Raw genomic sequence first — 23,706 nt, 5'->3', positions numbered from 1 at the left:
TAATAACACCAATAAATCCCCCCGCCCCCCCCGGGCCGACCCCCCCGCGGTCGAGCTGCGCCCCACACCTCTCCCCCGATCGACGGGGGAGAGGAAAGGCGCGAGCCCTTTGCCGGAAAGCACCCTTCCTCTCCCTCCGGAGGGGAGAGGTGGCGCTGCGAAGCAGCGACGGAGTGGGGGAAGCCGGTCCTCAAATACCCCGGCGCTGACAACTTTCTCCAGATCGATGGTCGCAGCCGTTGAATGCGAAATCCTAGAAAACCTATCGGCCCACCGCGCCCCGGCGGAAATCCGAAGGCGACATCCCAGCCAGCTTGCGGAAGGATTTGTTGAAGGCGCTGAGCGAGCCGAAGCCGGAATCCATGGCGACGCGCAGCACGTTGGCGTCTTCATGCATCAAAAGCGCCTGCGCATAGCTCAGCCGCAGCAGGTTCATATATTCGTTGAGCGTCATGCCGGTCGACTTCTTGAAAATGCTCATGGCGTATTTGGGATGGATGTCGGCCGCCGCCGCGATGTCGACGCAGTCTATCTCGTAGAGGAAATTCTCGGCGATGAAGTCGCACATGCGCCCGACATTGCGCAGCGATTGCTGGTCGAACGGGCCGCCGGGTTCCTGGCCGATGGCGGTTTCCGGCACCAGCTGGTAGGGCTCGAAGCGCACCCGCTCCAACCGCAGCAGCAGCTCGTTCACGGCGTGCTCGGTTATCGCCGGATCGCCCGAGCGGAAATAGCGGTTCCAGCGTTCGAAATTGTGATGGTCGGCCTGGTCGGTCGCCGATGTCACCAGCGTGGCGCCCGTCATCAGCCGGTGGCGGACATCCGTCGGCAGGTGCAGGCGGAAGAAATGCACCAGCGGCAGATGCGCGCCGGCATAGATGGCGTCGTCGGAGAGATCGTCCATCTGGTGCGGCAGCCCGCCCCAGAACAGGCACATGTCGCCGGCCGACAGCGAAATCTCGTGCTCGTTCATGCGGTAATGCACGCTGCCGCGGACGATGAAATTGACCTCGACCTGGGCATGCCAATGCGGCTTCAGCATCACCAGCGGATGGTTGTGAAACATCTGCAAAGCCATCGGCAGGCCTTCGACGCTGCTGGCGCCAGGCTGGTAAAACGGCCGTTCCGGCATCTTACTTTCCGCCCATCTTTTATTCCCGTTGTCAGGGACAAGCCTTCCGCGCCGCCTAGTCTAGCCATGCTCGCGAAGAGAGAGCAAATGAAATGGGAGGATTTCAATGCGCACGACACTGATCTGTGCCGCGCTGGCGCTTGGCCTGGGCTCAGCCCCGGCCTTGGCGCAGTCCGGCGAAATCACGATCTGGAGCTGGAATATCGCCGCTTCGTCGCTGAAGGCGACGGTGGCCGGCTTCAACAAGCAGTATCCCGACATCAAGGTCACCGTTCAGGATCTCGGCAACCAGCCCACCTATGACAAGTCGATCGCCGGCTGTGCGGCCGGCGGCGTCGGCCTGCCCGATATCGTCTCGATCGAAAACGGCGAGGCCGAGAACTACTGGAGCCAGTTCCCCGATTGCTTCGTCGATTTGCACACGCTGGGCTACACCGCCGACGACCAGAAGAAATTCCCGGATTTCAAGCGCACCGAACTGGAGGTCGGCGACAAGGCCTATGCCATGCCGTGGGATTCCGGCCCGGTCGCCGCCTTCTACCGCCGCGACTTCTACGAGAAGGCCGGCGTCGATCCGGCCTCGATCAAGACCTGGGACGATTTCATCGCCGCCGGCAAGAAGGTCCAGGCCGCCAATCCCGGCGTCACCATGACCAATGCCGATTTCAACGGCGACACCGAATTCTTCCGCATGATTTCCAACGAACAGGGCTGCGGCTATTTCGCCGCCGATGGGCAGTCGATCACCGTCAACCAGCCGAAATGCGTCGACACGCTGGCCAAGATCAAGGACATGAAGGACGCCGGCATCATCTCGTCGGCCGACTGGGGCACCAAGATCACCAACAACACCGCCGGGACCGTCGCCACCCAGGTCTATGGCGGCTGGTATGAGGGCACCATCCGCACCGAATCGGCCGGCGAAAACGGCAAATGGGGTGTCTATCTGATGCCGAGCCTGACCGCCGACGGCCCGCGCGCCGCCAATCTCGGCGGCTCGTCGCTCGCCATCACCTCGGCCTCGAAGAACAAGGAGGCCGCCTACGCCTATCTGAAATACACGCTCGAGACCAATGAGGGCCAGATCACCATGCTCAGGGATTTCGGCCTGGTGCCGTCACTGATCTCGGCGCTCGACGATCCCTATGTCTCGCAAGGCCTCCCCTATTGGGGCGGCCAGGCAGTGTGGAAGGACATTCTCGCCACGCTGCCCAAGGTGGTGCCGAGCCGCGGCACGCCGTTCCAGAGCGACGCCGAAATCATCATGCGCGCCGTGCAGACCAAATATCTCGGCGGCGGCTATCCCGATGCCAAGGCCGCCCTCGACGACGCCGCCAGCCAGATCGCGGCGGCGACTGGATTGCCGGTAAAGTGACGAAGGCGGAGATGTTGGCGGGCCAGATATAGGGCAATTTGCCGGACCGTTGGCGCTGCCCCTCATCTGCCTGCCGGCATCCTCTCCCCGTATAGTGACGGAGAGGGGACGCTCTCGCCCAACAGTTCGCCAATCGCCGGCGGCGTCCCAACAAGCCCCTTCTCCCCGTCACTATACGGGGAGAAGGTCCCGGCAGGGGGATGAGGGGCGGCGCCAAGCCTTAATAATTGACGCCGGCTAACAACACGCCGGATATCAGCCGGGAAAGAGGAAGGAGGAGGAACCATGCGCTACCAGAACGCCACGGCCTATCGCTTCCTCACGCCCTACCTCCTGATCTTCGCCATCTTCTGGGTGTGGCCGATCATCTCCTCGTTCATGATTTCCTTCCAGGCGACGCGCACGGTGCCCTGGCGCTTTGCGCCGACGTTCAACTGGGGCCGCCTGATCGGCGACCCCGCTTTCTTCAACGCGCTGAAGAACACGCTGCTCATCCTCGTCATCCAGGTGCCGGTGATGATCTCGCTAGCGATCATCATGGCGGTGCTGCTGAACTCGCCGCTGCTGAAGGCACGTGGCCTCTACCGCTTCGCCTTCTTCGCTCCGGTGGTGGTCGGCGAGGTCGCCTATTCCGCCGTGTTCCGGCTGATGTTCAATCTCGATTTCGGCATCATCAACAAATTGCTCGCCGGCGTCGGCCTGTCCAAGATCGACTGGTTCTCCAACGTCACCCCGGCGATGGCGCTGATCATGATCGCGGTAACCTGGCGCTGGGCCGGCTACAACGCCATCATCCTGCTCGCCGGCCTGCAGTCGATCCCCGAGGATGTCTATGAAGCAGCGACGCTCGACCGCGTCAGCAAGCTCAAGCAGTTCTTCTACATAACGCTGCCGCTGCTCAAGCCGGTCATCGTGTTTTGCGCCGTGCTGTCGATCATCGGCACGATGCAGCTGTTCACCGAGCCGTTCCTGATCACGGAGCGCGGCGGCCCCGGCGGCGGCACCGAGACGCTTGGCCTGCTGCTCTACCGCCAGGGTTTTCGCTCGCTCAATTTCGGCTACGCCTCGGCCGTCGCCTACACGATGGCGGGGCTGGCCATCGCCATCACTCTGGTGCAGCTGTGGCTGACAAGAGAGCCGAAGTGAGTTCGCTCTCGCAACGCCGGCTCGGCCGCAGCGTCCTGCTGCATCTGGTCCTGACGCCGCTGGCGGTGATCTGGCTGTTTCCGCTGTGGATGATGGTGGTGTTTTCGACCATGCCCGACAACGGCATTTTCAGCCCCGGCATCGAGCTTCTGCCGCACGGCAATTTCGTCGACAATTTCAACAATCTGCAGCGTGACACCAATTTCGTCGGCGCTATCGGCATTTCGGTGGCGGTGGCCGTGACCTACACCTTCTTCTCGGTGCTGCTGACCTCGATGGCCGGCTGGGCGCTCGCCCGCTATCAGTTCTTCGGCAAGGGCGCGGTGGTGGCGATCATCCTCGGCACCATCACGCTGCCCTATGCGGTGGTGCTGATCCCGCAATTCATCATGGTGGCGCGCGACTTCCAGCTCGCCAACACCTGGATTGCGCTGATCGTGCCACCCTTGTTCAATTCGCTGGGCGTGCTGTTCATGCGCCAGGCTTTCTCGATGATGCCGGCCGACCTTTTCGACGCGGCACGTGTCGAGGGCGTCAAGGAATGGCGTATCTTCCTGTTCGTCGCTTTGCCGCTGGCGCGGCCGATGCTGGCGGCGCTCGCCATCATTCTGTTCCTCGCCTCGTGGAACAATTATCTCTGGCCGCTTTTGATCAACAGCCAGCCCGGCGCGATGACGGCCCCTGTGGCGCTCGGCACGCTGATCGGCCTGACCAAGGTCTCATGGGGCGGCATCATGGCCGGCGCCGTCATGCTGACCGTGCCGATGCTGGTCGTCTTCGTGCTGCTGCAGCGCCATTTCATCGCCGGCATCGCCGCCGGCGCCGTCAAGTAGGGACAACAGCGATATGGCGGCAGTCACCCTCACCAATGTCGTAAAACGCTTCGGCGTCTATGAGATTATCCATGACGCCAACATCGATATCGCCGATGGCGAGTTCGTCGTCTTCGTAGGCCCGTCGGGTTGTGGAAAATCGACGCTGCTCAGGATGATCGCCGGGCTGGAGGATATCAGCGGCGGCGAGATCGCCATTGGCGGCAAGGTGATGAACGATGTCGAGCCGGCCGAGCGCGGCATCGCCATGGTGTTCCAGTCCTACGCGCTCTACCCGCACATGAGTGTCGAGCAGAATCTGAGCTTTGGCCTCAGGATGACCGGCAACCCCAAGGAGGACACCGAGCGGCGGGTGAAGCGGGCCTCCGAAATCCTGCGCATCACAGAGTTGATGGCGCGGCGGCCGAGGCAATTGTCCGGCGGCCAGCGCCAGCGCGTCGCCATTGGCCGCGCCATCGTGCGCGAACCGCAAGTCTTCCTGTTCGACGAGCCGTTGAGCAATCTCGACGCCGAGCTGCGCGTCCAGATGCGGGTCGAGATCTCGCGCCTGCACAAGGAGCTCGGTACGACGATGATCTATGTCACCCACGACCAGACCGAAGCGATGACGCTGGCCGACCGGATCGTCGTGCTGCGCGGTGGCCATGTCGAGCAGATCGGCCGGCCGCTCGATCTCTACGACAATCCCGACAACCAGTTCGTCGCCGGCTTTGTCGGCTCGCCGAAGATGAATTTCATCAAGGGCCGCGTCGTCGGGCGCAACACGAGCAGCGTCACCGTCGAGCTGGTGGGCGAGGAAAAGACCCGCATTATGCAACCGTTGACCGGCGCCGTGCCAGAAACAGGAGCCAAGGTCATTGTCGGCGTGCGGCCCGAACATTTCGGCAATGGCGGCGAAGGCGACGCCGACCTCACAGTCGGCATCGACGTGGTCGAGCATCTCGGCGGCACCAGCTTCATCTATGCCAGGACCGCCCATGGCGAAGACCTGGTGATCCAGCGCGACGCGGCAAAGGTCCCCGACACCCAGGAGATCACCGTGTCCATCCGCAAATCCTATCTGTTCGATGAAAATGGCCAGCGGCTGCGCTGAGCGCTTCCAGCCTTGCAAGGAGAATGACCATGACTGCAACCGCGCCCATCCGCTGGGGGATACTCGGGCCCGGCGACATCGCCAAAGCGTTCGCCCGCGGCGTGGCAGGCTCGCGCACCGGCACGATCGTGGCGCTCGGCGCCCGCAATCCCGGCAAGGCAGGCTTGGCCGAGACGTTTCCCGGCGCCCGCATCCTCGACGGTTACGACGCGCTGCTCGCCGACCCCGAGGTCGATGCCGTCTATATCGCCATCCCGCATCCCGGCCATGCCGAATGGGCAATCAAGGCGGCGGAAGCCGGCAAGCATGTGCTGTGCGAAAAGCCGTTGGCGCTGACCGCCTTCGAGGCCGACGCCATGATCCATGCTGCGCGCAAGGCCGGCACCTTCCTCGGCGAAGCGTTCATGTACCGGCTGCACCCGCAGACGGCGAAGCTGGTGGAACTCATCAAGTCGGGCGTCATCGGCGATGTCAGGCTGATGAAGTCGAGCTTCGGCTTCGCCATGCCGGGCTTCATGCCCGAGCACCGGCTCTACGCCAACGATCTCGCCGGCGGCGGCATCCTCGATGTCGGCGGCTATCCCGTCTCGATGGTGCGGCTGATTGCCGGGGCTGCGACTGGAAAACCCTTCGCCGAGCCGGACAAGGTTGTCGGCACCGCCCATCTCGGCAAGTCCGGCGTCGACGAATGGGCCTCGGCGCTGCTGCATTTTCCCGGTGGCATCGTCGCCGAGGTATCCTGCAGCATCTCGCTCAAACAGGACAATGTGCTGCGCATCCTCGGCACCAAGGGCCGCATCGAAGTGCCGGATTTCTGGTTCGCCGGCGGCGGCAACCGCGATGGCGGCCCTGGCCGGATCGATGTAATCCTCGCCGACGACACGCGCGATACCATCAGCGTCAACGAAACCCGCCATCTCTATTCCTTCGAGGTCGACGCCGCCGGCGAGGCGATCCTGGCCGGCAAACAGGAGTTCGTCTGGCCGGGCATGAGCTGGGCCGACAGCCTCGGCACGCTGCGCGTCCTCGACAGATGGCGCGCCGCCGTCGGGCTCGAATATGAGATCGAAAAGCCGGCTAAGCGAACCAACACCATTTCGGGCCGGCCGCTGCGCACCGGCGGCACGGCCATTGGCAAGCGCAAGATTCCGGGCCTGTCGAAGCCGGCCTCCGTGGTGGCGCTCGGCTTCGAGGATTTCCGCACCTTCTCGTCGGGCGCAATCCTGCTCGACGCCTTCTTCGAGGCCGGCGGCAATCTGTTCGACACCGGCTATGTCTACGGCGCCGGCTACACCGAAACGCTGCTTGGCCAGTGGCTCAGGAATCGCGGCGTGCGCGAGCAGTCGGTGATCATCGCCAAGGGCGCCCACTCGCCGCTCTGCTATCCCGATGTCATCGGCAAGCAGCTCGCCCAGTCGTTGGACCGGCTGCAGACCGACCATGTCGACCTCTATTTCATGCACCGCGACAACCCGGATGTGCCGGTCGGCGAATTCGTCGATGCGATGGACGCCGAGGTCAAGGCCGGCCGCATCCGTGGCCCGTTCGGCGGCTCGAACTGGACGATGGCGCGCATGGACGAGGCGATTGCCTATGCCGAGCGCACCGGCAAGCAGAAGCCCGGCGTGCTCTCCAACAATTTCTCGCTGGCCGAGATGCTGGAACCGATCTGGGCCGGCTGCATCACCTCGTCCACCGACGACTGGAAATCCTGGCTGACGAAAAGGCAGATGCCCAACTTCGCCTGGTCGAGCCAGGGCCGCGGCTTCTTCACCGACCGCGCCGGCCGCGACAAGCAGGACAATGAGGAGCTAGTGCGGGTCTGGTACTCGGAGAAAAATTTCGGCCGCCGCGACCGTGCCATCGAGCTGGCGCAGCGCCTGGGCAAAAGTCCGATCCACATCGCGCTCGCCTATGTGCTGGCGCAGCCTTTTCCGTCGGTGCCGTTGATCGGCCCGCGCACGCTGGACGAGTTGGAGGACAGTTTGAAGGCGCTGGATATCAAGCTGTCGGCGGAGGATGTGGCGTGGCTGGATAGCGGGCCGGAAAGGCGGCGGGCTTAGCAGCTAATCTCCCCCCTTGAGGGGGAGATGTCGCCGAAGGCGACAGAGGGGGTCGCCTCGCGTGGAGCGCTAACCTCCTTCTGCAACGGCAGGTAGGCCGAGCCCAGTCGAACCGACCCCCTCTGGCCTGCCGGCCATCTCCCCCGCACGGGGGAGATTAGCGGCTCATGCGTTCCACCTACCGATCGATCCGTGTCGACAAAATAATCGACGACGACGTCCGCTCGACCCCGTCCATCGCCCCGATCTCGTCCAGCAACGCATCGAGATCCCTGATCGACGGCGCGTCGACGATGACGATCATGTCGAAATTGCCGCTCACCGAGTGCAGCGTCCGTACCGGCGGCAGCGCCTGCATCGCCCGCACCACCTTGTCGGCGAGCTTGGACGTGACGGTGAGCAGCACATGCGCCCGCACAAGCCCCTGCTCGTAGTCCGGCGCCATCCGCACGCCATAGCCGGTGATGATGCCGCGCTGTTCCAGCCGCTCGATCCGGCTCTGCACTGTCGTGCGCGAAACGCCGAGCTGGCGCGCCAGCTCAGTGGTCGACGCGCGGGCGTTGGCGCGCAGCAGGGAAAGCAGTTTTTGTTCGGCGTCACTGAGCATTTCGACGAACCTCGTCGGCGTATCGTTCAATTGCAGGGTTCATTTCGAACGATCCCACGCTTCCTTTCGACAGGCAAGCTGCGATTCTTGAAGGCATCGCGTCCACCGCGCGGCGGTCTGGGCCAAAGAGTTTTCACGAGGGGCAAGGTCATGAAGAAAATCATCGTCGTCGGCGCCGGCAAGATCGGCTCCACCATTGCAGGCATGCTCGCCGACAGCGGCGACTACCACGTCACCGTTATCGACCGCGCGGCGGCGCAGCTTGCCGCGGCCGAACTTCCCGCCGGCGTCGAAGGGCTGGAGCTCGATATCGCAGCGCCGGGCGCACTCGAGGCCGCCCTTGCCGGCGCCTTCGCCGTGCTGAGCGCCGCCCCCTTCCATTTGACCACGCGCATCGCCGAAGCGGCCGCCGCCACCGGCGTGCACTATCTCGATTTGACCGAGGATGTCGTCTCGACCCGCCGCGTCAAGGAGCTGGCCAAGTCGGGCAACAGCGCCTTCATTCCGCAATGCGGCCTGGCGCCGGGCTTCATCTCGATCGTCGCCAATGATCTCGCCAGCCGCTTCGACACGCTGGAAAGCGTTCGCATGCGCGTCGGCGCGCTGCCGCAATACCCGTCCAATGCGCTGAACTACAATCTGACCTGGAGCACCGACGGCGTCATCAACGAATATTGCGAACCCTGCGAGGCGATCGTCGAGGGCGAGCTGATCGAGGTGCCGCCGCTGGAGGAGCGCGAAGAGTTCTCGCTCGACGGCGTCACCTATGAGGCCTTCAACACCTCCGGCGGTCTCGGCACGCTGGCCGAGACGCTGAAGGGCAAGGTGCGCACGCTGAACTACCGCACCATCCGCTATCCCGGCCACGCGGCGATCATGAAGGCGCTGCTCAACGATCTCGGCCTGCGCCACCGCCGCGACGTGCTGAAGGATATCTTCGAGAGCGCCCTGCCGGCAACGCTGCAGGACGTGGTCATCGTCTTCGTCACCGTCTCGGGCCGCCGCAATGGCCGCCTGCTGCAGGAAACCTACGCCAACAAGATCTATTCGCAGCGCATCGGCAACCAGGTGCGCAGCGCAATCCAGATCACCACCGCCTCCGGCATCTGCGCCGTGCTCGACATGCTGGCCGACGGCACCTTGCCGGCGACCGGTTTCGTCAAGCAGGAAGACATCGCGCTGGATGCGTTTCTCGCCAATCGTTTTGGGCGCGCTTATGCGCAGCACGAGATGGTAAGCCGGCTGGCAAGCTGAGCTACTTCACCCTCCCCCTTGTGGGGAGGGTCGGCGCGCAATCGGAGCGAAGCGGAGATGGCGAGACGGGGTGGGGGTGAGCGCCGACGGTTGGCGAGGACCCCCACCCCGCTCCGCTCCGCGATCGACCCTCCCCACAAGGGGGAGGGTGAAGCGCCCGCTACTTCCGCAGAGCCATCGGTCGTCCGAGCAGAAACCGGATGAAGTTGCCCGCGGTCCGCGGCGCAATGCGGGGCTGCGTCGCCTGTCGTGGCGCGCTTTGCCTTCGCGCTGGCACCTTGGGTTCGACAGCCGGTCGGCCCACCGTGAAGGAGGGCCCCGAGACCGGCTTGCCCCTCAACACGTTGGCGGCGTTGTTGTCATGGATGACGATGCACCATTGCGCGCCCTTCGATGCCGCCACGACGGTGTTGAAGCGCGTCGCCATTTTTGCGTGGTGCTCGCTGTAGACGCCGCTCATCGCCGGCGATCTCCTTTCGACCAGCGTGCCGAACGCCGACGTGACATAGTCGTGGTGCGTGTAGCGTCCGCTTGCCGTGTCGAAATTCTGGCCGTCCGGAAAGGCAATGTAGAGCGGCTGCAGGTCCACCACACGCTTTTCGATCTCCCGGCGCGCGTAGTGCTCGACGCGCTCCATGAAGGTCGGCGCCAGCGCGTCGTCGCTGTCGAGCCGCGTGAGCGAAACATAGTCGGCATCGGTATCGGCCTGGACGAAGGCATTGAAGCGATCATTGTAATCCTCGCCGGCCTCGACAAGGATCGGCCTGACGTCGACACCGGCCACGCAGCTGCACACGGTGCGAATATAGTTCTCGTGCGTATCGGCATCGAACGCCACAAGGACGGTAAAATCCTTCAGCGACTGGCCTTCGAGCGACGACGCGCAATAGGTGTCGAACAACGCCAGGCGCTCGACCAGCCAGACCGGGTCGAGATTGGCGCGGCCCTTTCCGTCCCACTGGCTTGGCTTGAAGCCAGCGGCGATGTTGTAGCGTATGGCGATGTATTTCTTCAGGCCGGTGTCCATGGACCGACACTTAGTACATTCCGCTGATCTGCGACAACCAACGGCTGAGCGGCCACCCTCCCCCTTGGGGACTGTTGCAAAATTGGGTGGATGTGATTCCCTGTTTTTTAAACGGGGATTTTGCGATGACGACAAAGCCGAGCGGTCAGTTCAGTTTTGTAGAGGCTCTGCTGCCGCAGGGTCTTGGTCGGAGCGGACGACTGGACCGGCTGTCGTCGCTGGTGAAGTGGTATCGCTTCGAGAAGATCCTGGCGCGGCTGCGCTCGCCAACTGGGCCGGGGCGGCCTGCGTACAATTCGCTGGTGATGTTCAAGGCGCTTCTGCTGCAATCCTTGTATGGGCTGTCGGACAACGAACTGGAGGAGGCGCTCGCCGATCGGCTGTCGTTCCGCCGCTTCGTTGGACTGACGCTCGAGGAGACGGTGCCCGACCACACCACGCTCAACCGCTTTCGCAATCTTCTCGTGGAGGCCGGGCTTCTGGAGAAGCTGTTTGGCGAACTGGACCATCAACTGGACAAGGCCGGGCTGATCCTGCGGCGCGGCACGATGCTCGATGCCACGGTGATCGAGACGGCGGCGGCACGGCCGCCCAGTGGGGCCGCGCACGAAGCGGGCGATGCCGGCGATCCCGATGCCGGCTTTACACGCCGGCAGGGCAAGCCTGGCTCCTCCTACGGCTACAAGGCCCATGTCGGCGTCGACCAGGGTTCTGGTCTGATCCGCCGGGTGAGGACGACAGCAGCCAACGTCAACGACACGGTCGAGGCGGATCATCTGATCTGTGGCGACGAAGGCGCGGTGCTGGCGGATGCGGCCTATCACACCAAGGCGCGCGAGCTGTCGCTGAGGCAGCGCGGGATCAAGCCGCGGCTGATGCGGCGGGCCAACAAGCATCATCCGCGCCTGCCGGCGCGCCTGAAGCAGTTCAACCAACTGATCGCCCGGCAACGTTTTGCCGTCGAGACGACCTTCGCCACCTTGAAGAACCGACTTTGCGCCATCCGCTATCGCGGTCTGGCCAAGGCGGCAGGACAGGTTCTCATCGCCGCCATGGCCTTCAACATGCGTCGCTGGGTGACGCTGGCGACCTGATCTAGGGTCGCACTGCGCCCGAAATCCGCCGAATACGCCAACTCCTACCCCATCTGGCCACAAACCAGCGCCGGAAACCACCTCGCATTGCCCTTGGCGTCTCTCTCCACGCCCAAAGCCTATAACGCAACGGGCCCCCTTGTGGGGAGGGTCGGCTCGCGGTCGGAGCGAAGCGGAGATGGCGAGACGGGGTGGGGGTGAGCGCTGACGGTCGGCGAGGACCCCCACCCCGCTCCGCTACGCGGATCGACCCTCCCCACAAGGGGGAGGGTAAGCGCACTTCAAATATGCAGCGCGTGGCCCAGCGCCTTCAGCGCCGCTTCCTGGAAGCCTTCGCCTTGCGTCGGATGCGCATGGATGGTCCCGGCGATATCCTCCAGCCGCGCGCCCATTTCCAGCGCCAGGCCGAACGCCGCCGCCAGTTCCGACACGCCTTGCCCGACCGCCTGGATGCCCAGCACCAGATGGTTGTCCGCGCGGGCGACAACACGAACAAACCCGTCCTCGCCGAGTTTCGTCATCGCCCGGCCGTTGGCGGCGAAGGGGAACTGGCCGATCTTGATTTCGCCTGAAGCCTTCGCCTCCTCCGGCGTTAGCCCTGCCGTCACCAGCTCCGGATCGGTGAAGCAGACGGCCGGGATCGAGCGCTTGTCCCAGCTGCGCTTGTGGCCGGCGACGATCTCGGCCACCATTTCGCCTTGCGCCATCGCCCGGTGCGCCAGCATCGGCTCGCCGGTGACGTCGCCAATGGCATAGATGCCGCGCATCGAGGTGCGGCACTGGTCGTCGATCTTGATGAACTTGCCGGCCATGTCGAGATCGATCTGATCGAGGCCCCAGCCCTCCGTCACCGGCTTGCGGCCGACCGTGACCAGGATCTTGTCTGCCGCGATTTTGGTGCTCTTGCCGTCCGCGGTCTCGACCAGCAGCGCGTCGCCCTTGTCCCCCTTGGCCTTGGCGCCAAGCATCACCTCGACGCCGAGCTGGGCCAGCCGTTTCACCACCGGCCGGGTCAGTTCCGCATCATACTGCGCCAGCACGCGCGGCAGCGCCTCGACCACGGTCACCGCGGCGCCCATTTTGGCGAACGCCATGCCGAGTTCCAGCCCGATATAGCCGCCGCCGACCACGGCGAGCTTTTTCGGCACCTCGCCGAGAGCCAGCGCTTCTGTGGATGAAATCACCGGGCCGCCGAACGGCAGGAACGGCAGTTCCACCGTCGCCGAGCCGGTGGCGATCACAACCGTTTCGGCGCGGATGATCTGGGTGCCGGTCTCGGTCTCGACCGCGACGGTCTTGCCGTCGCGGAACGTCGCCCAGCCATAGACGGTCTTGACCTTGGCCTTCTTCAGTAGCCCGGCAACGCCCCCGGTCAGCCGGCTAACAATGCCGTCCTTCCACGCAACCGTTTTGCCGAGATCGAGCACCGGAGCCGCCACAGAAATGCCGAGCGGACTGCTGCCGCCGGCCATATGCGCGACCTTCTCGAACTCTTCCGCCGCATGGATCATCGCCTTGGACGGGATGCAGCCGACATTGAGACAGGTGCCGCCCGGTTTGCCAGCTTCGACGATCACCGTATCGATGCCGAGCTGGCCGGCACGGATAGCGCAGACGTAGCCGCCGGGCCCGGCGCCGATGACCAGCAGCTTGCAGGAGATTTCTTTCATGGCGTGACCCTTTGATGCGAGGGAATGTTCCGTCGCGATCCTTCGCGCCCCCCTCTGTCCTGCCGGACATCTCCCCCACGAGGGGGGAGATCAGCAGCTTCTTCGCTTCGCTCATTCCTGCAACGATGGAGATTGGCGAAACCCTGCGTGACGTCCAATCTCCCCCCTTGTGGGGGAGATGCCTGGTAAGGCAGAGGGGGGCGCTGTCCCGCCGTCATCTCGGTCGTTCCGCCCCTCAATCCACAAATATCAGCGCCGGCGTCTCAATCAGCGCCTTGATCCGCTGCACAAACACCGCCGCATCCCAGCCGTCGACCACCCGGTGATCGAAGCTCGATGACAGGTTCATCATCTTGCGCGGGATGAACTGGGTGCCGTCCCAGACCGGCCGCACCATCATCTTGTTGACGCCGACGATCGCCACCTCAGGATGATTGATGACCGGCGTCGTCGCCACGCCGCCCATGGCGCCGAGCGAGGTGATGGTGATGGTCGATCCCGACAGCTCGTCGCGGCTGGCCGTGCCGGACTTCGCCGCTTCGGCCAGGCGGTTGAGCTCGGCCGCGCAATCCCAGAGGTCGCGCGCCTCGGCGTGCTTGACCACCGGCACCACCAGGCCCGACGGCGTCTGCGCGGCAATGCCGATATGGACGCCGCCATGCTGATGGATGATGCCGGCCTCGTCGTCGAACAGCGCGTTGATGTTGGGCTGGTCGGCAATCGCCTTGACCATCGCCCGCATCAGGAACGGCAGCAGCGTCAGCTTCGGCCTCTCCACACCCTTGCGCTTTTCCTTGTTGAGCGCCGCGCGCAACTCCTCAAGTGCTGTGACGTCGATCTCCTCGACATAGGTGATGTGCGGGATGCGTGACTTCGCCAGCGACATTTTTTCGGCGATCTTGCGCCGCAGTCCGATGACCTTGATATCCTCGACGCTGTCATTGCGCGCCAGACCCGACGCCTTCGCTACCTGCGGTCCGCGTGCCAGGAATGCCTCGATATCTTCGTGGCTGATGCGGCCGGCAGGGCCGGTACCCGACACCTGGCGCAGATCGATCCCCGCCTCCTTCGCCCTGAGCCGGATGGCGGGCGACGCCAGGGGCTTTTCGCCCTCCGGGCGCGGCGCGCCGGAGGGTGCCGCACCTTTAGATGTCGGCGCAGCACCCCCACCCTTAGCCCCTCCCCACAAGGGGGAGGGGGATTCTGTCTCAGCTGCCCGTGCGCTTTTGGCTGCTGGTGCAGGTGGTGGCGACTTGGCGTCGGATTTCGTGGCCGAGACGCCTCCCTCTTGTGGGGGTCCGGAGGACGGGCGAAACCCGTGGCTCGCCCCGGCAGGGGTGGGGGTCGGTGCCGCCGTGACCTCTGACGATTTCGAGCCTTCGGCGACATTGCCCTCCCCCGCCACTTTCAGCCGCACGATCGGCGAGCCGATCGCCACCGTGTCGCCGATCTCGGCGCCCAGCCACAGGATCTCGCCATCGACCGGCGAAGGTATTTCCACCGTCGCCTTGTCGGTCATCACGGCGGCAAGCACCGAGTCCTCGCGCACGAGGTCGCCGACCTTGACGTGCCACTCCACAAGTTCGGCCTCGGCGACGCCTTCGCCGACATCCGGCAGCTTGATGATGTGTTCGCCCATCCCTAGGTTCCCATGGTTTCGAGAAGCGCGCGGCCGACACGGGCCGGCCCCGGGAAATAGTCCCATTCCTGCGCATGCGGGTAGGGCGTGTCCCAACCGGTGACGCGCGCCACCGGCGCTTCCAGATGGTAGAAACAATTTTCCTGCACCAGCGCCGACAGCTCGGCGCCGAAGCCGGAGGTCAGTGTCGCCTCGTGCACGACGACGCAGCGTCCGGTCTTCTTCACCGAAGCGACTATCGCGTCGAGATCGAGCGGCAGCAGGGTCCGCAAATCGATGATCTCGGCATCAATGCCGGTTTCTTCCACGGCCGCCTGCGCGACATAGACCATGGTGCCGTAGGCGAGCACGGTGACGGCCGAGCCCGCCCGGCGGATCGCCGCCTTGCCGAGCGGCACCGTGTAATGGCCGTCGGCGACCTCGCCCAGTTCATGCTTCGACCATGGCGTCACCGGTCGGTCGTGATGGCCATCGAACGGTCCGTTATAGAGCCGCTTCGGCTCCAGAAAAATCACCGGATCGGGATCCTCGATCGCCGCGATCAGCAGCCCCTTGGCATCATGAGGATTGGACGGCACCACCGTCTTCAGCCCCGACACATGGGTGAACAGCGCTTCCGGGCTCTGGCTGTGCGTCTGGCCGCCAAAGATGCCGCCGCCGGTCGGCATGCGGACCACGATCGGACAGGTGAAATCGCCGTTCGAGCGGTAGCGCAGGCGTGCTGCTTCCTGCGTCAGCTGGTCGTAAGCCGGGTACATGTAGTCGGCAAACTGAATTTCCACGCATGGCTTCAGCCCATAGGCGGCCATGCCGATGGCGGAGCCGACAATGCCGGATTCGTTGATCGGCGCATCGAAGCAGCGGGTCTTGCCGTACTTCGCTTGCAGGCCTGCCGTGCAGCGGAAGACACCCCCGAAGAAGCCGACATCCTCGCCATAGACGATGACGCGTTCGTCGCGCGCCATCGACACGTCCATGGCGTCGCGGATCGCCTCGATCATGGTCCGTCTCGGCATGGTCAGACTCCCGCCTGCTGGCGCTGGCGCCTGAGATGCGGCGGCATCTCGGCAAACACGCCCTCGAACATCTCGCGCGTCGACGGCTTGCCGCCGGCATGTAGCGTGCCGTGGCCTTCAGCTTCCTTCTGCGCCGCGATCACCGTGTCGAGGATTTCGGCTTCCGCCTGGGCATGGCGCTCATCCGACCAGACCCCGCGCAGGATCAGATGGTTCTTCAGCCGCATCACCGGATCACCGAGCGGCCAGGCGTCGGATTCGGTTTTCGGCCGGTAGGCCGACGGATCGTCCGAGCTCGAATGCGCGCCGGCACGGTAGGTGACATATTCGATCAGCGTCGGCCCGAGGTTCTGCCGCGCCCGCTCCGCGGCCCATTTGGCCACGGCATGAACGGCGAGATAGTCGTTGCCGTCGACGCGCAACGCCGGAATACCGAAGCCGAGGCCGCGCGCGGCAAAGGTGCCGGAGCCGCCACGCGCAATGCCTTGAAACGTCGAGATCGCCCACTGGTTGTTGACGACGTTGAGGATGACCGGCGCCTTGTAGGTTGAGGCGAACACCAGTGCGGAATGGAAATCGGATTCGGCCGTCGAGCCGTCGCCGATCCACGCCGCCGCGATTTTCGAATCGTTGCTGATAGCGGAAGCCATCGCCCAGCCGACCGCCTGGATGTATTGCGTCGCCAGATTGCCGGAGATCGAGAAGAAGCCGTGCTCCTTCGACGAATACATGATCGGCAATTGCCGCCCTTTGAGCGGATCGGCCTCGTTGGAATAGATCTGGTTCATCATCGTGACCATCGGATAGCCGTCGGCTATGAGCAGGCCGGCTTGCCGATAGGTCGGGAAATTCATGTCGCCCGGCATCAGCGCCTTGCGGAAAGCGCAGCTCACCGCCTCTTCGCCCAGATGCTGCATGTAGAACGAGGTCTTGCCCTGGCGCTGCGCCATCTGCATGCGCGCATCGAAGCTGCGCAGCGTCATCATGTGGCGCAACCCCTCGAGCAGCTCCTCGTCGGTGAGCAGCCCGGCCCACGGCCCGACCGCCTCACCGGTGCGGTTGAGCACACGGATGATGGAAAACGCCATGTCGCGGATTGTGCGCGGATCGACATCGATGTCCGGTCGCGGCACCGAGCCCGCCTTGGGGATAGGCACGTTGGAGAAGTCGGGCGTTCCGCCCGGCCGCACTTCCGGCTCCGGCACATGAAACCGCAACATCCCAGCATCGGTCATGACCATGGTCCTCCCATTTGCTGCGGTGATATTTGCACATCCGCGCGCCCGGCACAGCGCCAATTCATGGGGCGCCGCAACCCATCCGGCGTCACGGCCGGCAGGCGACCGCAAGATGCAGATATGTCGGCGAAATTTCTTGTCGATGTTGGGGAGCGGCGCGCAATTAGGCGCAAGGTTTTGCAGGATTTCCAGCAGATAGTCACTTCACGGCTTCCGGGAGAGATGAAGCACCAAGGTCGGCGAACTGGCGCTTTCCTCTCCCCCGTCGATCGGGGGAGAGGTGTCGAGCGAAGCTCGACGGAGTGGGGGTCGACCCTTGGGCGCTAGGCAACGCTTGAGATAATGCCCTTCCTTTGTCCGTTCGCGGCGATTGCCAGGTGGTTCCCCCACTCCGTCTCGGCTTCGCCGAGCCACCTCTCCCCCCTCCGGAGGGAGAGGAAGGGCGCCAAGGTCTCGAACGCTTTGGAGAACGTTCACTCAGCGACCGCATCATGCTAACCACCCTCCATGGCGCAGAAAAAAGGATACGAGGTCGATTCGTGGCTGGCGAAGCCTGACGCGCGCATATCGATCGTCCTGCTTTACGGTCCCGACCGCGGCTTGGTCGCCGAGCGGGCCAAAGCCTTTGCCGCGAAAACCGGCCTGTCGCTCGACGATCCGTTCTCAGTCGTCCGGCTCGATGGCGCGGAGGTCGATCGCGACCAGGGCCGGCTGCTCGACGAAGCCCGCACCGTGCCGATGTTCTCCGACCGGCGGCTTCTGTGGGTGCGAAATGCCAGCGGCCAGAAGGCCCTGGCCGACGACGTCAAGGCGCTGACCGCGGAGCCCGCGCGCGACGCGATCATTCTCATCGAGGCCGGCGACCTGAAAAAAGGCGTCGGGCTGCGCGCCGTGGTCGAGGCGGCCGACAACGCCATGGCGCTGCCATGCTATGCCGATGAAGCGCGCGACATCGACAGCGTCATCGACGACGAGTTGCGCAAGGCCGGCATGTCGATGGCGCTCGACGCACGCCAGGCGCTGCGCCGCAATCTCGGCGGCGACCGGTTGGCCTCACGCGGTGAGATCGAAAAACTGGTGCTTTATGCCCACGGCCAGAAGGACATCAGCCTCGACGACGTAAGGGCGATGTCCGGCGACGTCTCCGGCGCCTCCTTCGACGACGCGGTCGATGCTGTGCTGGAGGGCAGGATCGGTGACTTCGACACCGCCTTCACCCGCCACTGCCTGTCCGGCGGCCATCCTTTCCTGGTACTGTCCTCGGCGATGCGGCAGCTGCAGCAGCTTCAGGTCATGCGCGGCCAGATGGACACCGCCGGCCGCAACGCCGCCTCGGCAGTGGCCGGCGCCCGTCCGCCGGTGTTTTTCTCGCGGCGCAAGCTGGTGGAGAAGGCGCTGGAGCGCTGGAACGTCGAGGCGCTCAGCCGCGCGCTGAACCGGCTGCAATCGGCCGTGCTGCAGACTAGGCGCAGGCCGGATTTGTCGGAAGCGCTGGCGCGGCAGGCGCTGCTCGGCATTGCGGTGGAGAGCGCGAGGCTGGCGCAGCGGTGATCTCCCCCCTTGAGGGGGAGATGTCGCCAAAGGCGACAGAGGGGGTCGCGGCGCGTGGAGCGCTGGCGCCTTTCGCAACGACAAACGAGGTCGGCGCTTGATGGGAGACGACCCTTCTGGCCTGCCGGCCATCTCCCCCTCAAGGGGGGAGATCAGCAGTTCGATCCCTTCGGCAATCGCCAATAAAAAGAAGAGCCGGCAACCGCCAAGCCCTTTCTTCATCCTAAGCCAGAACTTCATTCGCCGGCTAAATATGGCGCAACCCCAACCCTCTACCGCTCATCCTTCAACCGCCGGCATAGCTCGTCGAGCTGCTCCAGACTGCGGTAGTCCACGCGGATCGCGCCGCCCCTGCCCTTGTGCTCGATGGTCACGATCATGCCGATCGTGTTGGTCATCAGCCTTTCCAGCGCCAGCGTGTCGGCATCCTTGCCCGATGCGCCGTGTGCTGGTTTTGCCTTGGGCGGCGTGCCGCCCGCCGGCATCTGCGCCAGCGCCTCAGCCTGGCGCACCGAAAGCCCTTCTTCGACGATCTGCTTGGCTAGCCCGGCGGGATCCTGCGCCGTCACCAGCGTCCGGGCATGGCCGGCCGACAGCACGCCGTCGACCAGCATGTCGCGGATTACGTCGGGCAGCTTCAACAGCCTGAGCGTGTTGGCGACGTGGCTGCGGCTCTTGCCGATGACATTGCCGAGGTCGGCCTGTGTGTAGCCGTGGTCGTCGATCAACTGCTGGTAGCCGAGCGCCTCCTCGACCGGGTTGAGATCGGTGCGCTGGACGTTTTCTATGATCGCCAGTTCCAGCGCTGTGCGGTCGTTGACGTCGCGCACGATGATCGGGATCTCGGTCAGCCCGGCGCGCTGCGCCGCCCGCCAGCGGCGCTCGCCGGCGATGATCTCGTAGCGCCCGGCCTGCGTCGGCGAAGGCCGCGCCACTACCGGCTGCACGACGCCATGTTCGCGGATCGATTGCGCGAGATCCGTCAGATCGGCGTCGCCGAAATGCCGGCGCGGGTTTTTCGGGTTCGGGCTCAGAAACTCGATCGGCACCTTGCCGTCGGCATTCAGGCCTGGCTTTTCGGCCGCTGCCACCGGGCGGTCGATCTCCCCGATCAGCGCCGCCAGTCCACGCCCCAGTCTCTTTCTCGAAAGGTCTTCGCTCATCTCAATTCCAGATTCTTGATCGTTTCGGTGCCGGATCGCTTTGTTTATCGACCCTGCCTAATCATGCAGCGCGCAATTTTCGCTCGCGGCGGATCACTTCGGATGCCAATTGCAGATAGGCTTGGCTGCCGGAGCATTTCAGGTCATAGAGGATCGCCGGCTTGCCATAGGAGGGCGCCTCGGACACTCGCACATTCCTAGGAATGATGGTCTCGTAGACCTTGTCGCCCATATGTGCCCGCACGTCCTGCACCACCTGGTTGGCGAGGTTGTTGCGGCCGTCATACATGGTCAGCACGATGCCCTGGATGATCAAGTCCGGATTGATCGAACGGCGCACCTGCTCCACCGTTTCCAGGAGTTGGCTTAGCCCTTCCAGCGCGAAGAACTCGCACTGCAGCGGCACAAGAACAGAATCGGCTGCCGCCATTGAATTCAACGTCAAAAGGTTGAGCGAGGGCGGGCAGTCGATCAGCACATAGCCGAACGGCGCACCGCGCTCGGTGGCGGCGCGCAGCGCGTTGCGCAGCTTAAGCACGCGATCCGGCGCCGAGGCGATTTCCATCTCGATGCCGAGCAGATCGAGCGTCGACGGCACGATCGACAGGCCGGGCACCGCCGTTGGAATGGCCGCCTCTTCCAGGCCCAGTTCGCCGGTCAGCACATCGTAGGAGGAGACGGTGCGGTCCTTGCGGTCGATACCGAGACCCGTCGAGGCATTGCCTTGCGGGTCGAGATCGACGATCAGCACCTTTTCGCCGATCGCGGCCAGCGCCGTGGCCAGATTGATGGCGGTGGTTGTCTTGCCGACGCCGCCCTTCTGGTTGGCGACGGTGATGATGCGAGGTCCGGTTTTCATGGGTCTGTGCCAGGTATTCATGTGGGCCAGGTATTCATTGCGTCGCCAAGGTTGCGAAGGAGAGCTTACGCCGTCCGCAGATCGGTCACTTCGAGGATGACGCCATGGGCGTCGGTCATGCTCGGATGTTCTACCAGATCGAAAGCCCAGCGGTGAGTGCTTTCTTCCACCTCGGAGCGGTAATCCCGGCCTTTGTGGAACAGCGCCCGCGATCCCTTGGTCAGCCACGGCGCCGACAGATCGAGCAGCGCCGGCAGCGCGGCCAGCGCCCGCGCCGTGATGATTTCCGGTGCGGAAACAAGCGCATAGCTGTCGTCGATGCGCCGGGCGACGACCCGTGCCGGCAAACCGAACTGGCCAATGACCGCCTGTAAAAACGATGCTTTCTTGCGGTTGCTCTCGACCAGATCGATCGACGCGCCATCGCGTTCGACCAGCAGGAAGGCCATTACCAGGCCCGGAAAACCGCCGCCCGAACCGAGATCGGCCCAGCGTTTGGCCTGCGGTGCGATTCGCGCCAGCTGCGCGCTATCCAGAATATGGCGGCCCCAGACATCGTCCAGCGTCGACGGCGCGGCCAGATTGATGCTGCGGTTCCATTTCAGGAACAGCTGTTCGAACGCCACCAGGCGATCGAATGTTTCACGTGAAACCGGTCCCGCAGCCTCTTGCAGGCTCGCCCATGAGGCAGAGCTCACGCAACGGCCCTTTGGGCGGCCGACTCGGCGTTGCGGACGTGCGCGACGATGATGGCCAGCGCCGCCGGCGTCATGCCTTCCATACGCTGCGCGTCAGCGATCGAACGCGGCTGACGCGTTAGCATCTTCTGCTTCAGCTCATTGGACAGGCCGGGAACATCGGCGAAATCCACCGACGCCGGGATCAACCGGCTTTCCTCGCGGCGGATCTGTCCGACATCCGCCTGCTGGCGATCAAGGTAAACCGAATATTTCGCTTCCGTTTCGAGCCGCTCGGCGGTTTTGACGTCGATTGCGCCAAAGGCCGGCGCAACACGGGCCAGCCAGGCGATATCGACGCCGGGATGAGCGAGCAATTCATAAGCGGAGCGGCGCACGCCGTCCCTGTTGATCTCCAGCCCATGCCGCGCCGCTTCGTTGGGCGTCATCGTCGTCGCAACTGCGAGTTCGCGCGCCCTATCAAGATCCTGTGTGACTTGATTGAACCGCTGCGTCCGCTCCGGCGACACGATACCAAGCCGATTTGCCAGAGGCGTAAGCCTTTCATCGGCATTGTCGGCGCGCAGCGATAGGCGAAACTCCGCCCGCGAAGTGAACATGCGGTAGGGCTCGGCAATGCCGCGGCTGGTGAGGTCGTCGACCATCACTCCGATGTAGGCTTCGGTGCGGCTGAGCACGATTTGGTCGTCGGCCGCCGCCTTGCGCGCGGCGTTGAGCCCGGCGAGCAGGCCCTGCGCTCCGGCTTCTTCATAACCGGTGGTGCCGTTGATCTGACCGGCTAGGAAAAGCCCCGCAATACGTTTGGCCTCAAGCGTCGGCTCCAACTCGCGCGGATCGACATGGTCGTATTCGATGGCGTAGCCGGGCTGCAGCATGGTCGCCCGCTCTAGCCCGGGTATAGTTTTGAGAATGTCGAGTTGCACATCCTCGGGCAGGGAGGTCGAAATGCCATTGGGGTAGACCGTGTCGTCGTCCAGCCCTTCCGGCTCGAGGAATATCTGATGACCTTCTCGATCGCCGAACTTGACGATCTTGTCTTCGATCGACGGGCAATAGCGTGGTCCGACCCCCTCTATCGAGCCGGAATACATGGCGGAGCGGCCGAGATTGGCGCGGATCAGCTCGTGCGTCGCCGGTGTCGTACGCGTGATGCCGCAATGGATTTGCGGATTCTTGATTGTGTCGGTGAGCAGCGAGAACGGCACTGGATGTTCGTCGGCCGCCTGGCTTTCCAGCGACGCCCAGTCGATGGTGCGGCCATCGAGCCGCGGCGGCGTGCCGGTCTTCAGCCGTCCAAGCGCGAAACCGGCGCGGCTCATCGTCGCCGACAGGCCAAGGCTCGCCTGCTCGTTCATCCGCCCGGCGACAATCTTCCTGTCGCCAATGTGAATAAGACCGCGGAGAAACGTGCCGGTGGTCAGCACCACCGCGCCGCACACCAACCGGCGCCCGTCGGCCAGGCGCACAGCGGCGACCCGTCCATCCACGATGTCGAAGTCCAGAACCTCGCCTTCGACGACGTCGAGACCGTTCTGCTGCCGAATCGCTTCCTGCATGGCCAGCCGATACAGCTTGCGGTCGGCCTGCGTGCGCGGCCCGCGCACGGCAGGGCCTTTGCGGCGATTAAGCAGGCGGAATTGGATGCCGGCAGCATCGGCGATGCGGCCCATCAGCCCGTCCATGGCGTCGATCTCACGCACCAGATGGCCCTTCCCGAGGCCGCCGATCGCCGGATTGCAGGACATGACACCGATCGTGTCGAAGCGTAGCGTGACCAGCGCGGTCCTGGCGCCGGCGCGCGCGGCAGCGGACGCAGCCTCGCACCCGGCATGACCACCGCCCACCACAACCACATCATAGTGAACGATCATTGTCCCTTCCAGATTCAGAGATTTCCCGACACATGTCCCCACGAGAGGACGCTGTCAAGGATTGCAGGTTGATTCGTTCACGGGGAACGGAGTGCTGAAAGCCGCAGAGGTGTTTCACGTGAGTCAGGGAAGCGGCGACAATTACCTCGGCTGGCGCTGCCCCTCATCTGCCTGCCGGCATCTTCTCCCGGTGAACAAGGAGGAGCTCAAGCGCTGGCGCGCTTCGGTGATTGGCGAAATCCCGGATAACAATATCTTTCTCCCCGTCACTGCACGTGAGAAATGCCCGGGAGGACAATGAGGGGCGGGGCCGGCCTTCGGCACTTGCCGTTTTTGCCAAACTCCTCATTTCACGTGAAAGGCACTTGGGCGGCGCC

At 64.2% G+C, this 23,706-nt stretch carries 20 protein-coding genes; 9 read left to right on the top strand and 11 right to left on the bottom strand.

All coding sequences use genetic code 11. The features are described 5' to 3' along the window. Positions 1–262 precede the first annotated feature (262 nt). Positions 263–1,132 (bottom strand): helix-turn-helix domain-containing protein, encoded by an 870-nt coding sequence (locus tag NKI32_RS30455; protein ID WP_352626704.1) that lies wholly within the window; start codon positions 1,130–1,132, stop codon positions 263–265. Positions 1,133–1,238: 106 nt separating this feature from the next. On the opposite strand from NKI32_RS30455, the gene NKI32_RS30450 reads away from it, so the two are divergent. The 5 genes from NKI32_RS30450 (at position 1,239) to NKI32_RS30430 (ending at position 7,642) form a co-directional block, all read left to right on the top strand. After that, positions 1,239–2,507: an ABC transporter substrate-binding protein gene (locus NKI32_RS30450; protein WP_352626702.1), complete on the top strand. Its 1,269-nt coding sequence runs from the start codon at positions 1,239–1,241 to the stop codon at positions 2,505–2,507. A 285-nt stretch (positions 2,508–2,792) separates the two neighbouring features. Beyond that, the gene (locus NKI32_RS30445; protein WP_352513600.1) at positions 2,793–3,653 is read left to right on the top strand and encodes a carbohydrate ABC transporter permease; all 861 of its coding nucleotides are present in this window, start codon (positions 2,793–2,795) and stop codon (positions 3,651–3,653) included. Next, positions 3,650–4,486 carry a carbohydrate ABC transporter permease gene (locus tag NKI32_RS30440; protein WP_023672164.1) on the top strand — a complete coding sequence of 279 codons (837 nt, stop codon included), beginning with the start codon at positions 3,650–3,652 and terminating at the stop codon, positions 4,484–4,486. The genes NKI32_RS30445 and NKI32_RS30440 overlap by 4 nt, the downstream gene beginning before the upstream one ends. Positions 4,487–4,499: 13 nt before the next feature. Beyond that, the gene (locus NKI32_RS30435; RefSeq protein WP_023834532.1) at positions 4,500–5,579 is read left to right on the top strand and encodes an ABC transporter ATP-binding protein; all 1,080 of its coding nucleotides are present in this window, start codon (positions 4,500–4,502) and stop codon (positions 5,577–5,579) included. Between the two features lie 29 nt (positions 5,580–5,608). Then, complete coding sequence (locus NKI32_RS30430; RefSeq protein ID WP_353005033.1) at positions 5,609–7,642, top strand: aldo/keto reductase; 2,034 nt, start codon at positions 5,609–5,611, stop codon at positions 7,640–7,642. 178 nt (positions 7,643–7,820) lie between these two features. On the opposite strand, the gene NKI32_RS30425 is transcribed toward NKI32_RS30430, so the two are convergent. After that, positions 7,821–8,249, bottom strand: coding sequence for an Lrp/AsnC family transcriptional regulator (locus tag NKI32_RS30425; RefSeq protein WP_353005030.1), 429 nt, complete (start codon positions 8,247–8,249; stop codon positions 7,821–7,823). Positions 8,250–8,399: 150 nt separating this feature from the next. On the opposite strand from NKI32_RS30425, the gene NKI32_RS30420 reads away from it, so the two are divergent. Beyond that, positions 8,400–9,503: a saccharopine dehydrogenase family protein gene (locus tag NKI32_RS30420; protein ID WP_023672168.1), complete on the top strand. Its 1,104-nt coding sequence runs from the start codon at positions 8,400–8,402 to the stop codon at positions 9,501–9,503. 160 nt (positions 9,504–9,663) lie between these two features. On the opposite strand, the gene NKI32_RS30415 is transcribed toward NKI32_RS30420, so the two are convergent. After that, a complete protein-coding gene (locus tag NKI32_RS30415) occupies positions 9,664–10,530 on the bottom strand; it encodes a glycosyltransferase (protein WP_352561043.1) in 867 nt (288 codons plus the stop codon). Between the two features lie 125 nt (positions 10,531–10,655). Between NKI32_RS30415 and NKI32_RS30410 the strand changes: the two genes are divergently transcribed. Beyond that, entirely contained in the window at positions 10,656–11,624 is a 969-nt protein-coding gene (locus NKI32_RS30410; protein ID WP_353005028.1) for an IS5 family transposase, read from the top strand. Positions 11,625–11,905: 281 nt separating this feature from the next. Here the strand turns inward: NKI32_RS30410 and lpdA are convergent, their stop codons facing one another. From lpdA to NKI32_RS30390, 4 genes are all read right to left on the bottom strand, one after another. Beyond that, positions 11,906–13,294: a dihydrolipoyl dehydrogenase gene (lpdA, locus tag NKI32_RS30405; RefSeq protein WP_023715717.1), complete on the bottom strand. Its 1,389-nt coding sequence runs from the start codon at positions 13,292–13,294 to the stop codon at positions 11,906–11,908. Positions 13,295–13,529: 235 nt separating this feature from the next. Further along, the gene (locus NKI32_RS30400; RefSeq protein ID WP_023698106.1) at positions 13,530–14,933 is read right to left on the bottom strand and encodes a dihydrolipoamide acetyltransferase family protein; all 1,404 of its coding nucleotides are present in this window, start codon (positions 14,931–14,933) and stop codon (positions 13,530–13,532) included. 2 nt (positions 14,934–14,935) lie between these two features. Beyond that, positions 14,936–15,949 (bottom strand): alpha-ketoacid dehydrogenase subunit beta, encoded by a 1,014-nt coding sequence (locus NKI32_RS30395; protein WP_353005025.1) that lies wholly within the window; start codon positions 15,947–15,949, stop codon positions 14,936–14,938. A gap of 2 nt (positions 15,950–15,951) precedes the next feature. After that, on the bottom strand, positions 15,952–17,184 hold the full coding sequence (locus tag NKI32_RS30390) for a 3-methyl-2-oxobutanoate dehydrogenase (2-methylpropanoyl-transferring) subunit alpha (protein WP_353005023.1): 1,233 nt from the start codon (positions 17,182–17,184) through the stop codon (positions 15,952–15,954). Positions 17,185–17,694: 510 nt separating this feature from the next. On the opposite strand from NKI32_RS30390, the gene holA reads away from it, so the two are divergent. Further along, positions 17,695–18,738: a DNA polymerase III subunit delta gene (holA, locus tag NKI32_RS30385; protein WP_352653353.1), complete on the top strand. Its 1,044-nt coding sequence runs from the start codon at positions 17,695–17,697 to the stop codon at positions 18,736–18,738. A 272-nt stretch (positions 18,739–19,010) separates the two neighbouring features. Here holA and NKI32_RS30380 read toward each other — a convergent pair whose 3' ends face one another. From NKI32_RS30380 to mnmG, 4 genes are all read right to left on the bottom strand, one after another. Further along, on the bottom strand, positions 19,011–19,901 hold the full coding sequence (locus tag NKI32_RS30380) for a ParB/RepB/Spo0J family partition protein (RefSeq protein ID WP_353005021.1): 891 nt from the start codon (positions 19,899–19,901) through the stop codon (positions 19,011–19,013). 61 nt (positions 19,902–19,962) lie between these two features. Then, the gene (locus tag NKI32_RS30375; protein WP_023672118.1) at positions 19,963–20,760 is read right to left on the bottom strand and encodes a ParA family protein; all 798 of its coding nucleotides are present in this window, start codon (positions 20,758–20,760) and stop codon (positions 19,963–19,965) included. A 65-nt stretch (positions 20,761–20,825) separates the two neighbouring features. Next, positions 20,826–21,458 (bottom strand): 16S rRNA (guanine(527)-N(7))-methyltransferase RsmG, encoded by a 633-nt coding sequence (gene rsmG / locus NKI32_RS30370; protein ID WP_353005019.1) that lies wholly within the window; start codon positions 21,456–21,458, stop codon positions 20,826–20,828. Beyond that, entirely contained in the window at positions 21,455–23,329 is a 1,875-nt protein-coding gene (gene mnmG, locus NKI32_RS30365; RefSeq protein ID WP_353005017.1) for a tRNA uridine-5-carboxymethylaminomethyl(34) synthesis enzyme MnmG, read from the bottom strand. Before mnmG ends, rsmG begins: the two co-directional genes overlap by 4 nt. Before the next feature lie 91 nt (positions 23,330–23,420). Between mnmG and NKI32_RS30360 the strand changes: the two genes are divergently transcribed. Beyond that, entirely contained in the window at positions 23,421–23,630 is a 210-nt protein-coding gene (locus NKI32_RS30360) for a hypothetical protein (protein ID WP_353005015.1), read from the top strand. Positions 23,631–23,706 lie beyond the last annotated feature (76 nt).

This window comes from Mesorhizobium sp. M0761 (assembly GCF_040320205.1).
Lineage (GTDB): Bacteria > Pseudomonadota > Alphaproteobacteria > Rhizobiales > Rhizobiaceae > Mesorhizobium.
Note: the sequence above shows the minus strand (reverse complement) of the source record. Positions and strands in the feature narration are given on the sequence as shown.